Below are 13753 nucleotides of genomic sequence, written 5' to 3'. Positions count from 1 at the left end.
AGAGGCTAAGACGTCGCCCTCTCACGGCGAAAACAGGGGTTCGATTCCCCTACGAACTGCTTTTAATCGGAGCCTGCATGGCTCCGTTTTTTACTGTGCTGATTTTTTTCTTCCTATCATAAACGCCAGCAAAAAAGCCCGGCAGTTTTCTGCCGGACTTTTCCTTTTTTCTGACAACTCTTTTATTCTGCGTAGATCTTAACCAGTTCTTTCAGCATTGCCATCGTCTTTTCCATCCCCTCAACGGTAATGTGCTCATACGGTCCATGGCATGCATATCCGCCGGTTCCGATGTTCGGGCACGGCAGCCCCATGAAGCTTAAGCGTGCGCCGTCTGTGCCGCCGCGGATCGGAAGAACGATCGGCTCCATGCCGGCTCTTCTGGCTGCCTCTTCGGCATTCTCAATCAGATGGTAGCAAGGACGGATCTTCTCAGCCATGTTGCGGTACTGCTCTTTGATCTCCAATTTTACCGTTCCCTCGCCGTATTTTTCATTCATTGCTTTTTCAATCCGGCGCAGATTCTCTTCTTTTGCTGCAAATTTCTCTGCATCGTGATCACGGATGATGTACTCGGACTCGGCATGTGCCACATCGCCGGACATACTGGTCAGATGATAGAAGCCTTCATATCCTTCGGTATTTCTCGGGGACTCTGCTTCCGGCAGAAGAGACTGGATCTCGCTTGCAACAGCGATTGCATTGATCATCGTGTCTTTTGCTCCGCCTGGGTGGATGTTAAATCCGGTCACCGTGAATTTCGCTCCGGCTGCATTGAAGTTTTCGAATTCGATTTCTCCCTCTGTGCCGCCGTCCACGGTATAGGCAAACTCTGCGCCAAAGCCTGGAACATCAAAAAAGTCAGGGCCTTCACCGATCTCCTCATCCGGTGTAAATCCGATGGAAATCGGACCGTGCGGGATTTCTCCGGCAAGAAGGGCTTCTGCCAGTGTCATAATCTCTGCCACGCCCGCCTTGTCGTCTGCACCGAGCACCGTTGTTCCATCGCTTGTGATCAGCGTTCTGCCGGCCAGGGATGGAAGATGCGGGAATACCGAAACCTCCAGTGTTCTTCCGCTGTCAGCCAGCTTCAGATCCTTTCCGTCATAATTTTCATGTACGATCGGATTTACCGCATGATCTGCAAAATCAGATACCGTATCCATATGTGCGATAAATCCCAGTTTTGTCTTTCCTTCGTATCCTTTTGTTGCTGGAATTTTTCCATAGACGTAGCATTTATCCTCTACACGGACATCCGATACGCCGAGCGCTTTCATTTCTTCTGCAAGCTGGTCTGCCAGAACTCTCTGACACTCGGAAGACGGATGGGTTCCGCTCTTCTCATTGCTCGGTGTCGGCACTTTAACATAATTCAGTAATCTTTCATATGCTTTCATTTTCTTCTTCTCCTTCTTATTTCATCAGCTTCTGGATGGTTTTGCAGAGCTCATCCACGGCGCCTTCTTTTCCCTGCCGGATATCCTCCACAACGCAGGATTTGATGTGGCTGGAAAGCAGTACCTTGTTGAAGCTGTTTAATGCAGACTGGATCGCGGATACCTGGGTCAGGATATCGACGCAGTAGCGGTCGCTCTCCACCATTTCCCGTATTCCGCGCACCTGGCCTTCAATTCTCGAAAGACGGTGGATCAGATCTTTGTATTCTTTTTCGTCCCGCACTTTTTTCCGGTCGCATTCACTGCAGTGTGTACAACATTCACCCATGAGGTTTCCTCCTTGTGTTCCGTCACTCTATATACCCCGTCTGGGTATGAATTTATGATACTCTTTTGCCCAGACTTTGTCAATCTTCGATTTTTGCCGCAAGCGCGCCGTACAGCTTCTGGTTTACCAGACTTGCCGCGCTGCACTCCGCCTCCGGCGCGTTCGCCGACGGCTCTCCGCAGAGATCGACCGCGAGCACCTTTCTCCCCGCAAGACAGTCCTTTGCAAGGGACAGCAGCTCATCCACACGCACATTTCCCTGATCCCAGTTCGTATCAAGCTCCTCCTTTGACAGAATGTCCTTATCGACCGACAGATATACCGGAAATGTTCCCGCATGGGATGCAAAAACCTCTTTGATCTTCGCCGCTCCGCTTCCGTCGTCGAGCTCTTCCTGTGTCACAAACCAGACATGCTCCATCGCTTCCGTTTCCCGCACCAACGCCTCCGGCGGGCCGATTACACAGATTCCTTTGATGTTTTGATACGCCCCGGCAGCATCCCGGATCCAGGAACCGCAGGAGAGCACCGGAAGAAGCGCCGGCGGCTGCATATCGGTATGGTGGTCGAATACGGCTAAAAACAAATCTTCTTTTTCCAGTCCCAGCAGCAATTTGCTCATATAGTGATAATTGCCAGAATCCAGAAGGCGGATCCGCGGCAGCTCTTTCGTTTCTTTTTTTCGGCCAAGTTCCGCTTCCAGAAACTGCTCCGTCTCCGGATCGAGATAACCGTCAGTTCCCCGGAGCTCTCTCAGATCCCAGATCTTTCCCGCCTGCTCCCAGGCATATCCTTCGGACTCATAAATTCCGGAAAGGCTAAAACAAAATGGTTTCATCTTCTCTTTTACTCCTGTTATTTATTTAATGGATTCAGCTTTCTTCCCGCCGTCACAAGAAGAACGGCTGATATCAGAAGCTGCAGAACGGCACTCGCCTCCGGCAGATAATGGATCAGCGGATTCTGTCCGTAATTTCCAAGCAGATAGCAGAGCTGTTCCATCTCTCTTCCATTCCCAAGCTGGCGGCTGATGATCCCCGCAAACGAGGTAAACGGATTGAAAAGAAGAAGGTAAATTACACCTCCTACATCGATCTGCTGATAAGCTGCCGTCATCTCCTGCTGCAGCAGTCCTGCGTAGTAGGCAAGCCCCGTGCAGGCGCATATTCCTACGACCAGAAAAACGACAATGACATAGGAAAGAACGGTCGCCAGTGTGGTCCGCTTAAAAACAACCGAACAGAAAATGCCGATACTGCCGACAAAAATTCCGGTCAGAAGAAGTCCTCCCGCCATCAGAAGCAGTCCGCCAAGGCCGATACCGCCGAACACCACAACAAGGGACAGCACCGGCAGTGCCGAAACCGTCAGTATCAGAACAACGCCAAGCGATGCCTCCAGCTTTCCCGTAATGATTCTCCACGGGTTCAGGTTCGTCGTCAGCAGCACATCCAGCGTTTTTTTCTCACGCTCCAGCGAAATGCTTCCTCCCGCAACCGCCGGAACCGAAAGGACAACGAGAATAAACAGAAGATACGTCATCAGAATATAGCAGTTCATCGGAACGCTGTAGCTGACCGGTGCCAGATAGCCAAGCTGGCTGCTCTCCCCGAAATAGCAGACAAACGCAACCACGGCAAGCAGCAGATTGCAGACAAAAATAATCCAGGAAATCCGCGATGACCGCGAGTTCCGCTTCATTTCTTTTTCAAATACAGGATTTAACCGCACGTTTCGTTCCCTCCTTATCCGATCGTGTTTCCGAACGTTTCTGTGTTTCGGCTCTTCTGTTCCGTTTCCCCGGTCAGATGAAAGAACAGGGACTCCAGGCTGTTGTGTTCCCGTGCAAATGAAACCACAAGGATTCCGGCATCCACCAGTTTCTGCAGCAGATACGCCTCCTCCTCCCGGCTTCCCGAAAACCAGGCCGCAATCTTGTTTTCATCCACAGAAAGGCGGCTGACCTGCGGATCCTGCCGCAATAGTTCCAGCGCCTTTGGCACCTGGTTCAGCACAGTGATGCGCAGCGGATTGGAGCTGTCGATCGCAAGCATAATGTTTTCCAGCTTTCCCTGCTGTACCATGACACCTCCGTTGATGACACCGATGCTGGTGCACAGATCTGCTAATTCCGAAAGAATATGGGAGCTGATCAGAATCGTATAATCCTCCCGCGCCAATCGCTGCAGGAGAAGCTGAAAATCCTTTCTTGAACGCGGATCCAGACCGGAATTCGGTTCGTCCAGCACCAGAAGCTTCGGTTTATGGATCATCGCGCGCGCCAGACAGAGCCGCTGCTGTATGCCCCTTGAGAGCGAATCCACCATCTGCTCCTCTTTTCCCGATAGTTCGACCATCTCCAGCACTTCCCGCGCACGGACAGTTCCTGCCCGCCCGTAAATTCCATACGATGCGGCAAAAAATTCCAGATACTCTATCACGCTTAAGTTTTCATAGACGCCAAAGAAATCAGGCACAAAGCCGATCAGGCTTTTCTGCTTCAGAATATTTTTTGTCGTCCGCACGCCGTCCAGCCACAGATCGCCGCCGTCGCTCTTTAAAAGCCCTGAAATAATGCGCAGCGTCGTTGTTTTTCCCGCACCATTCGGTCCGACAAAGCCGTAAATATCGCCTTTTTTTACTTCCATATCAAGACCGTTCAGGGCATATGTTTTTCCGTATTTTTTGGTCAGTTTCTCAATTTTCAGTATCGGCATTTGGCTCCTCCGTTAACAGATTCTCCAGATATTGCTCCGGTGGGATCTCTTTCGCCTTTACGATCAGATTCGGTGCCTCATAGTATCCATAATTTTCATGATACTCTTCTCCCTTTTCCTCTTCGGAAAGACGGTACCGCACACGGATCTGGTTGTCCGCATTCACATACTGCGCCTCCAGTGCCGGATCACTCGCAAAATCGATCTCCCAGTCGGAAATTTTATCATACGTTCCCGTCTGAAAATTGTACAGATCAATGATTCCATTGAAATTCCGGATCTTGGTCCCATCCTCCGTGCGGGCTTTCTCGAAAGCAAGCGAAAGAATGGTTCCCCGTTTTCCTCCCCCGCCGGTTTCTGCCGCCTGGATCTTATCTTCTAACGCCGTCATCGCATACGGCCAGAATGCAGGATCATAGATTCCCTCGGAATCCGGCTGCATCACGCCTTTAGCATACATTCCATACAGACACCAGATGTTGTTGTTTTCAAAGACACCGTTCAGATAATACGTTACTTCTGTTTCCTCTTCCGAGATTCCGCCGGAATTCGGTCCCATTTCAAAGCTTACCGTGTTTCCGCCGTCCCATCCGCTGTACTCCTGCGCATACGGACAGTACACAACGCCGGCCTCTTTCATGTCCACAAACACTTCCTGATAGTAATACGAGATTCCATACGCTTCGTATCCGCTGTCAAGCTGGAACGTATCGTCATTGCCTGCCAGCTTTCCAAAGAAAAGGCAGTTGTCACTCCGGTTCGGCATGTGATTATAGATGACGCCGTCCAGATAATTTTTCTCTATCTCCGGCAGATCTTCTGCCGCACTCCAATTTCCGAAATCCCGCACGCTGTCCGCTTCTATTCCATCCAGCGTGATCGTCTCCCCGTTTTTGATGTCTCCAATGAGGGCACAGTAACCTGGAACGGCGATCACACAGCTCTCCAGATCATAGCCTGTCTTATTTTCCACGGTTCCGCTGATCTTCTGATCCCAGAAATGAAACGTGCCTTTCAGTCCTTCGCCTTCGTCCAGCGTTTCCATCCGCTGCATGCCGAACTCATTCAGGGCAAATGCAGCCTGATTGGAAATTTCTGCCCTGTTTTTCTGTTCTCCGAAACTGATCTCCGTCTTTTCATATTCCGCATCCTCCGTTTCCGGCTGTGCCGTGCTGTTGGACATATAGTCCATACGGTTGTACGTCACCAGATCGTAGGACGGATCCAGATACAGCTCATAGGAAGCATTGTACGGCGCCTGTGCACAGAAATTAATGTAATCTTTCTGGTATGTATCGTACTGCCAGATTTCTCTTACATACGTCAGCACCGGGGCCTTGAGCCTCGTGCTCTGGCCAAACAGACTGATCAGCATAACAAAGACGGCCGAGCAGGCACAGATCGCCCCCCAGAGATACTGACGTTTTCCTGTTTTTTTCAAAAAGAAATACAATCCCGGCCCTGCCAGAACCAGATAGACCAGAATCAGGCCGCCGTACAGCACCGTATTCGGACGGTTCCGGATCCTAGTGTTTTCCAGAAGATCGGAAATCGTATAGTATTTCTGATAATTCGTATTTCGTTTTGCCAGAAGGCGGCTGGTGGTCTCTTCGTCCAGAATATTTTTCAGAAAATCTACCGGCGCTTCTTTAAACGCACTGCGCTGGCTTTCCGCAAATGTCTCGTTTCCCGAAAAGGTAATCAGAAGGCCTCCCTCTGCCTGCCAGAGATCAATTTCTTTCTGGAGTGTCTCATCCAGTTCTTCTTTTGACTGCTCCAGAAGGATCAGCACATCCGGCGAATACGACTCCGCAAGCCCGACAAGCTCCTCTGCCCGGACAGATGCAGCTTCCACCTCATAAATCCCGTCGTTCAGCGTAACTCCATTCAGCTGCTGCCCGTAATTAGTTTCTTCTTCCACAACGCAGACTTCCACCTTGGACTGGAAGAAGCCTTCACTCGAAATCGTTTCTTCCCGACTGTACACCGTGTCCCTCTGGCTGTTCTCCAGGCACAGGACACAAAAAGACGTATTTTCCACCAGAAGCCCTGCCGAAAAAGTCTTTGTAACGGTTCCGTTCGCCGGAATATAGATTGGAAAACGGTACGTAAAAAGGCTGTTTCTTCCGTCGCCCGACCGCTTGACCCCCAAAAACAGTTTTGAGAGAATGCCTTCTCCACTGTTTCTGCGGTAAATCGATTCCGCGGCGTTTTTTATCTGAAAAACAAAGTATCCTTCAAATTCAACAGCGCTCTCATTTGTGATTGTCACACGAATCGGTACGTGATTCCCATCCTGATAGTTTCCTTCGAATCCATAAGAAAAATCAATCTGGTATTCCCCTGCGTAGCTGTTGGCAAGAAACTGCTTTTCTTTCCCGCCGCTTCTTCCGCCATCCGACGGCGTGTTCTGATAAAGTTCTGTCCGCGTTGTCATCGCAGACACCCTCTGAACTCCCGCCAGAAGCAGAATCAGCAGCAAAATACCGGACAGACAGCAGATTTTGCTTCTTCTTTTCCTGTTCATCGCTTTTCGTCCTCTTTCTTCCCCTTTGGCATTCCGACCGGCAGTTCCACCTCAAAGACGGTTCCCTGCAGATCACTTTTTACCCGCACCTGTCCATGATGCAGTTCCGCAATCTGCTGTACAATCGCAAGTCCAAGTCCCGTCCCGCCGGTATCGCGGCTCCTCGACTGCTCTGTCCGGTAAAATTTCTGGAAAATATGATCCAGTTCCTGTTTTGGAATGATCCGTCCGTAGTTAATGACACGCGTGACCACATATTCGCCCTCTTTTTCCATTGAGACGCGGATCTGTTTTCCTTCTTTTCCGTATTTGACAGCATTGTTCAGCAGATTTCCAAAGAGCCGTGCCAGCAGCTCACCGTCCGCCTCGAGAAAAATCGCATGTTCCGCATGCAGAAATTCCACCTGAAGCTCATTTTTCACAAAAGACGGCGTCATCTCGTCGAGCATCTGCTCCATCAGCTGCACCAGATCAAGTTTTCCGAGATGCAGCTGCATCTCTTTGTGCTCCAGCTTGACGAATCCAAACAGCTCGTTCGTGAGCTGCTCCAGACGGAGTGCTTTCTGATAGGCAATATCGATATAATGATTTCTCGTCTCCTCATCCAGATCCGTCCGCGTGCGCACCCAGCCGAGATAGCCGATAATCGAAGTCAGCGGCGTACGGAGGTCATGTGCCACGGATGAGACAAGATCGTTTTTCGTATGCTCCGCGATCCGTTCCCGTTCCATAATTTCCTTGATATTCTGCTGCATCGTATTTAAGTTCTCCGCCATCACAGAAAACTCGTCATTTCCCTTTACCTCGATCGGATGATCAAAATCCCCTGCTGATATCTCCTTTACCTTTTCCAGAATCTTCCCAATGTATCGGATGGTTTCGCGCATCAGGAAATAAAAGGTCAGGCAGAACGAAAGCAGCGCAGCCGCCGTCAGAATCATCGTCCGCACCGATGGGCGGAGGCCTCCCGGTCCGATCCAGGCGCTCCGGTAACCGATGTTCATCAGTCCATTGCCGAAAAAGGTCAGAATCCCGTCGGTAAGCGTCACTACAAGCACCGTGACAAGTGCACTTACAATCAGATCAAAGACCATCCTCTGGCTGAAGTTTTTTATAAAATCAGGCTTCAATTTTGTATCCCACTCCCCAGACTGTTGTAATAATCTTATCTTCTCTTGTGTCGTCTTTCATTTTTCCGCGCAGACGGCGGATATGTACCATAACCGTGTTGTTCGCCTCATAGAATTTTTCATGCCAGACGCGCTCGAAAATTTCGTCTGTACCGAACACGCGGCCCGGGTTGGAGGCCAGCAGATACAGAATATCAAATTCAATCGGTGTCAACTTGATGCTTTCTCCGTAGCAGACAACCTGATGGGTTACCTTGTTGATTTCCAGATGCTTTAAGGAAATCACTTCCTGGCGCTCGTGCGGCTTCGACGGATTCAGTTCGCGGTAGCGGCGGAGCTGGGATTTTACACGCGCCATCAGCTCCAGCGGATTGAACGGTTTTGCCACGTAATCGTCTGCTCCCGTTGACAGACCGACGATCTTGTCGATATCCTGCGTTTTGGCACTTACCATGATGATCGGAATGTTGTTCGTCTCCCGGATGCGGCGGCACATCGCAATACCGTCCATATCCGGCATCATCACATCGAGCAGCACCAGGTCGATTTTTTTCTCCTCCAGAATGCGGAGTCCCTCTTTTGCACTGTACGCTTTTAATACCTGAAATCCATCGCTGATCAGATAAATTTCCAGCAGATCCGCGATTTCTTTTTCATCATCCACAACTAAAATATTTGTTTCTTCCACGTCGTTTCCATCCTCTCTGTTTTTAACTACCGTAATGGTACCATGAATATTCAAAAAAATCTTTACTTAATTCTTACGTCTGTATTATCTATTATAAAAAGAAAAGCCTCCTTCCACAAGAGGCCGCTTTTCTTTTCTTCTTATATTTTTTATCTTCGTACTGCGCGGCGGTATACCACAAGAGAAACCGCTGCGGAAATGACCTCTGTGATCCAGAAGGCATGCCATACGAAAACGCCGCCTCCCAGATGGGACAGCAGGTAAGCTGCCGGGAGAATGACAATGACATTTCGGCAGAGGGAAATGATCAGGGAAGATCCGCCTTTTCCGAGTCCCTCCAGCGCACCGGAGGATGTGATGGAAACTGCCGAAATCAAAAAGCCCACGCTGATGCGTGTCAGCGCCTGTCCGCCAAGACGGATGGTCTCCGGATTGCTGCTGAACAGTCCGATCAGCTGTTCCGGAATGGCAAGGCAGATGCCGGTTCCAATAAGCATGATCACCGCACACATAATCAGGGTAATCTCATAAATCTTCCGCACACGCTTATGCTCGCCTGCGCCGTAGTTGAAGCCGATAATCGGGCGCATGCCCTGTACAATGCCGTTTGCTGTCAGATAGATGAACGTCTGCAGCTTGTAGTAAATGCCGAGCACGACAACGTAGCTCTGGGAATACACGGCCAGGATTCCATTCAGTGCGGAAATCAGAAGAGACGGCAGCGCCAGGTTCAGGATCGCCGGGACGCCGATCGCGTACAGTCTTCCGACCAGATTTTTTCCTTCTTTTAAATATTCCGGACGGATTTTGACCGAAATCGGGCGGATCTTGTAAATGATCCAGTAAATCACGACCGGTGTCACCTGACCGATGCCGGTTGCAAGTGCCGCACCCTCAATTCCAAGACGCGGGAACGGTCCGATTCCGAAAATAATGAGCGGATCCAGAATGATGTTGACAATACAGCCGACCATCATACCGGTCATCGTCACTTTCATCCGGCCGACTGCCTGAAAAACCTTTTCAAAGTAAAGGTTTGCCATGATTGCTATGGTAAACAGAAAGATAATCCGTGAATACCGGACACCAAGATCGATGACAGTTTCGGAAGAAGAAAACATCCGCAGGAAACGCTCGATGACCAGAAGGCTTCCGATCGTTAAAATAACCGCATGCAGCATGGTAAGGGCAAGGCCCTGTGTTGCAGCACAGCCGGCTGCCTTTTTGTCACCCGCTCCCAGATAATACGAAATCACCGCATTCAGTCCGATTCCAAAACCGATGGCAACGGCATTTACAAAATTCTGTACCGGATAAACCAGGGAGAGCGCCGTCATGGCATCTTCGCTGATCTGTGCGACAAAGAAGCTGTCCACAATGTTATATAAGGAATTGACCAGCATCGAGATTACCATTGGAAGCGCCATCGAAACCAGCAGTGGAAATACTGGCTTTTCTTTCATAAAGTTTTCGTTCATTATTACCTCCATTTGTGATCTTTTCTGTTGGTGGGCTTACGTGCAGGCACGGACTTTGCTCCATTGCCACAAAAAAAGCCACGCAATTATCTGCTTTCGATAATTGCGTGGCGAAAAGAACTTTATTACAAGTTGAAAAATCCACACCAAGTTTGAGAGCAATATACCACACTTTGCCCGGGCTTGTCAAGATTTCTCCTGTAACTTTTTTTATTCTACATTTTTCAGTGCCTCGTCCATCGGAATCTTTTGGATGTGGCGGAACTGCAGCACAGCGATAACAGCATACGCCGCAAGGCCCATCAGATACATTTTTCCGTAAATTGCCGGATCAATATAGTATGTCAGCCAGCCGCTGTACTCGGAAAGCATAATGACATAAATCTGGCGGATCAGCGCGGAGGCAATGATCAGGCTGACACCGATTGAGACGATCACAACCCAGGTTGTCGCCGTCAAATACAGACTCAAAATTTCCCTGTTCTCGTAGCCGAGAATCTTTACCATCGAAATCGAAGTCGTATTCTTCTCGATGATCAGCTTCGTCAGCAGATAAATCAGCAGCATGAACAGTACAATCGAGAAAACATTGATCAGCTGGAACATTTCTCCCATCGACACATTGAGCTGCCGTGAAATCTTTGTCATATCATCTTCCGTAATTTTCGTCGCGATATACGATTCCTCCAGGTCCGTGATCGGCTCGTTGGAGAAATAGCCGTTAAAGTAGTCCTCTGGATGATCGAATTCCTCGCAGAAGACATCCATCGGCAGAAATACCGCAAGGGCTCCCGGGTAGGCATAAATGCTTTTTACTTCAAAGCTGTACGTTTTGTCCTCATACGGCTCTTTCAGTTCCAGTGTATCGCCGACTTTCATTCCATATTTTTCGGCATAACCGTCGGAAATCGTCACGCCGTCCTCAAACAGTTCAGCGGAAACATATTTGCTGTCTTTCTGAATTCCATATACCGAAATGCTCTCGCCCTCCCGGTTTTTCGGAATATTTTTCAGCGATGTAAGAGCAAACGTTTCCACGCCTTCCGTATTTGTCTTCAGCGATGGCGTCAGAAATTTCTGCACAATTCCCATCAGCGTGTACTCATCATCCTCATCGATCGGCTCCGGGACATTTAAAATATACTGGTAATCTGCCAGCATATTTTCCACCGCCTCCGTCTGGTAATGTGACAGCAGCGGTTTCATCATCATACCGAACAGCAACAGAATATTGGCAAATACGATACCGAGAAACAGGGTAAAGTAACTCGATTTGTTCTGCAGCAGGATCCGCAGACGAAACCGCGAGAAGAACCGGAAGTTCGGAAGACGCACCGCATGGCTTTTTCCTTTCTTTGCAAAATCGTGGCGCAGAAAACGCAGCGGTGACAGACGCAGACGGCCGGAAATCAGCACCGCGTTGATCACAAACATCAGAATTGCCGGAATTACGGTCGTGAGCAGAAATGCATTGGCATTCCACCGCGTCTGATATGTCGGCAGACTGTAGCTTCCATAATACATACCGGCGCAGATATCTTTAAACACGGTGTATCCCAGAATATTTCCAATCACCGCCGACAAAATCGTAATCAGTACCGGCAGGGACAGATAATGCAGCAGAAGTTCCCGTCTCGTATAGCCGGATGCGCGCAGCGTTCCGATCACCGACGCTTCTTTTACAATCGTATTGTTTGTCGTAACTGCAAAAATAAACGCCATGATGGCAATCAGGATGTACAGCAGTACCTCCACCATCACCTTGTCACCGCCCATATCGTCGCCGGTAAATTTGATTGCCTGATTGCCGTAGCGCGGCAGATAACCCGTCAGCGAGGAATGAGCCGCCAGAACCTCGACGAAATCATCGGACCATTCTTTTTCCTCGTTTTCATCTTTCGGTTCCGTATCATATTTCCAGGAATAGCAGTATTTGATATGGTCATCGGTAATGGCATCATACCCTTCTTCGGTCATGATTCCCACACCGAATTTAACCGCATCGAACATCATGTCACTCGAATTGCTGAACAGCGCACTGTAATCCGAAAGTGCCACAAGACCGGTAACCGTCAGTTCTTTTTTATCAACCGAGATCACATCACCGACCTGCAGGTCATTATTGTCCGCATACATACGGTCAATTGCAATTTCATCCTTCTGCTGCGGCATTTCGCCTTTCATCAGGCAGACCAGATTGACCTCTGTTCTGTTTTTAAAAAGACGGATCGTGCTCTCTGGTTCCGAATCCAGATCCGTGTCGGCATCTTCGTCTTTATAGAAATTCTCGTAAATCGTTACCTTCTCTTTTTCCAGCCGTGTTCTCTGGTTGTCGGTGAGCTTCTGTTCTGTTGTAAAATTTCCGTTTTCCACGTTGTATTTTTCAAAGCTTTCATCGTAAGCATACAGCATGCTCTCATCCGCAACGAGAAAACCGGACACAAAGCCAATCGTCGCCGTCATAAACAGAAAAATAACGAGATATTTTCCAATATCGTTCTTCAGTTCCCGCAGCAGGCGTTTTCGTAATGGATTTTTCATACTTCCACCCCGCTTTACCAGTCCAGATCGCCGGCGGCGATTTTGGTCTCATTGACGTAGTTTTTACGGATCTGGCCGTCGCGCAGACGAATCACGCGGTCCGCCATGTTTTTGATCGCATCATTGTGTGTTACCATGATGACGGTGTTGCCGTACTTCTGATTGACGTCCTCGATCAGCTTCAAAATTTCTTTTGAAGTATGGTAATCGAGTGCACCTGTCGGCTCATCACAGAGCAGAATGCTTGGATTTTTGATGATAGCTCTTCCGATTGAAGTACGCTGCTGCTGACCGCCAGAGAGCTGATTCGGCAGCTTGTCGCGGTGGTCATAGAGCCCCAGTGTCTTTAACAGATCGTTGATGTCGAGCGGATGATCGCTTAAGTATGCGCCGACTTCCATATTTTCTTTCACCGTCAGATTTGGAATCAGATTGTACATCTGGAAAACGTATCCTAAATGTTTTCGTCTGTACCGTGTCAGCGTTTTTTCATTCATATCCTCAATTTTTTCGCCTTCAATCACGATCGAACCGCTGTCCGCCTCGTCGATTCCGCCGATAATATTCAACAGTGTCGATTTACCGGAACCGGATGGACCGAGGAGAACACAGATTTCACCTTTTTCCACAGAAAACTGGATTCCCTTTAAGACCTCCACACGGCTTTCACCGGTTCCAAAACTCTTCTTCAGGTTATTAATCTCAAGAAACATAACTTTCCTCCCTGCATCTTTTTTCCTGAGTGTGTAAGAGTCTGTTTTGTGTTAGACTCTTCTAACCCCATAATACTGCTTTTTCTGTGAAATGAAAAGCGCTGTTAATGAGTATTTTTTCTCATTAGCAGCGCTCTTTCTTTTATTTTTTAACAGTAAAAAACCATCGGATCTCTCCGATGGTTTTTCCGATATACCTTCAAAACCGCATACACTACACATCTATCATTC

At 48.9% G+C, this 13753-nt stretch carries 11 protein-coding genes; all 11 read right to left on the bottom strand.

Going from position 1 to position 13753, the window contains the following annotated elements:
- Positions 1 to 182 precede the first annotated feature (182 nt).
- Positions 183 to 1400, bottom strand: coding sequence for a peptidase T (gene pepT / locus DWW13_RS16870; RefSeq protein ID WP_118720641.1), 1218 nt, complete (start codon positions 1398 to 1400; stop codon positions 183 to 185).
- Between the two features lie 16 nt (positions 1401 to 1416).
- Positions 1417 to 1728 carry a metal-sensing transcriptional repressor gene (locus DWW13_RS16865; RefSeq protein ID WP_022463104.1) on the bottom strand — a complete coding sequence of 104 codons (312 nt, stop codon included), beginning with the start codon at positions 1726 to 1728 and terminating at the stop codon, positions 1417 to 1419.
- 79 nt (positions 1729 to 1807) lie between these two features.
- Positions 1808 to 2566 (bottom strand): arginase family protein, encoded by a 759-nt coding sequence (locus DWW13_RS16860; protein ID WP_117510226.1) that lies wholly within the window; start codon positions 2564 to 2566, stop codon positions 1808 to 1810.
- A 17-nt stretch (positions 2567 to 2583) separates the two neighbouring features.
- Entirely contained in the window at positions 2584 to 3459 is an 876-nt protein-coding gene (locus DWW13_RS16855; protein ID WP_055217680.1) for an ABC transporter permease, read from the bottom strand.
- A gap of 14 nt (positions 3460 to 3473) precedes the next feature.
- Positions 3474 to 4439, bottom strand: coding sequence for an ABC transporter ATP-binding protein (locus DWW13_RS16850; protein WP_117510237.1), 966 nt, complete (start codon positions 4437 to 4439; stop codon positions 3474 to 3476).
- Complete coding sequence (locus tag DWW13_RS16845; protein WP_117510227.1) at positions 4426 to 6972, bottom strand: hypothetical protein; 2547 nt, start codon at positions 6970 to 6972, stop codon at positions 4426 to 4428. The genes DWW13_RS16850 and DWW13_RS16845 overlap by 14 nt, the downstream gene beginning before the upstream one ends.
- A complete protein-coding gene (locus DWW13_RS16840; RefSeq protein WP_055228565.1) occupies positions 6969 to 8102 on the bottom strand; it encodes a sensor histidine kinase in 1134 nt (377 codons plus the stop codon). Before DWW13_RS16840 ends, DWW13_RS16845 begins: the two co-directional genes overlap by 4 nt.
- Positions 8092 to 8790, bottom strand: coding sequence for a response regulator transcription factor (locus DWW13_RS16835; protein ID WP_022462401.1), 699 nt, complete (start codon positions 8788 to 8790; stop codon positions 8092 to 8094). Before DWW13_RS16835 ends, DWW13_RS16840 begins: the two co-directional genes overlap by 11 nt.
- 149 nt (positions 8791 to 8939) lie before the next feature.
- Positions 8940 to 10268, bottom strand: coding sequence for an MATE family efflux transporter (locus DWW13_RS16830; RefSeq protein WP_117510228.1), 1329 nt, complete (start codon positions 10266 to 10268; stop codon positions 8940 to 8942).
- Positions 10269 to 10478: 210 nt separating this feature from the next.
- Entirely contained in the window at positions 10479 to 12809 is a 2331-nt protein-coding gene (locus DWW13_RS16825; protein ID WP_118720639.1) for an ABC transporter permease, read from the bottom strand.
- A 14-nt stretch (positions 12810 to 12823) separates the two neighbouring features.
- The gene (locus DWW13_RS16820; protein ID WP_055217670.1) at positions 12824 to 13522 is read right to left on the bottom strand and encodes an ABC transporter ATP-binding protein; all 699 of its coding nucleotides are present in this window, start codon (positions 13520 to 13522) and stop codon (positions 12824 to 12826) included.
- Between the last annotated feature and the right edge of the window lie 231 nt (positions 13523 to 13753).

Origin of the sequence: Blautia sp. AF14-40, from assembly GCF_003479665.1 — a bacterium.
GTDB classification, from domain to species: Bacteria; Bacillota; Clostridia; order Lachnospirales; family Lachnospiraceae; genus Fusicatenibacter; species Fusicatenibacter saccharivorans.
The sequence above is the reverse complement of the archived record's forward strand: the minus strand, read 5'-3'. Positions and strand labels throughout refer to the sequence as shown.

Excerpts from the sequence above, each read along its gene's own strand:
- pepT (WP_118720641.1), bottom strand. The coding sequence starts at position 1,400 with ATGAAAGCATATGAAAGATTACTGAATTATGTTAAAGTGCCGACACCG.
- DWW13_RS16865 (WP_022463104.1), bottom strand. The coding sequence starts at position 1,728 with ATGGGTGAATGTTGTACACACTGCAGTGAATGCGACCGGAAAAAAGTG.
- DWW13_RS16860 (WP_117510226.1), bottom strand. The coding sequence starts at position 2,566 with ATGAAACCATTTTGTTTTAGCCTTTCCGGAATTTATGAGTCCGAAGGA.
- DWW13_RS16845 (WP_117510227.1), bottom strand. The coding sequence starts at position 6,972 with ATGAACAGGAAAAGAAGAAGCAAAATCTGCTGTCTGTCCGGTATTTTG.
- DWW13_RS16830 (WP_117510228.1), bottom strand. The coding sequence starts at position 10,268 with ATGAACGAAAACTTTATGAAAGAAAAGCCAGTATTTCCACTGCTGGTT.
- DWW13_RS16825 (WP_118720639.1), bottom strand. The coding sequence starts at position 12,809 with ATGAAAAATCCATTACGAAAACGCCTGCTGCGGGAACTGAAGAACGAT.
- DWW13_RS16820 (WP_055217670.1), bottom strand. The coding sequence starts at position 13,522 with ATGTTTCTTGAGATTAATAACCTGAAGAAGAGTTTTGGAACCGGTGAA.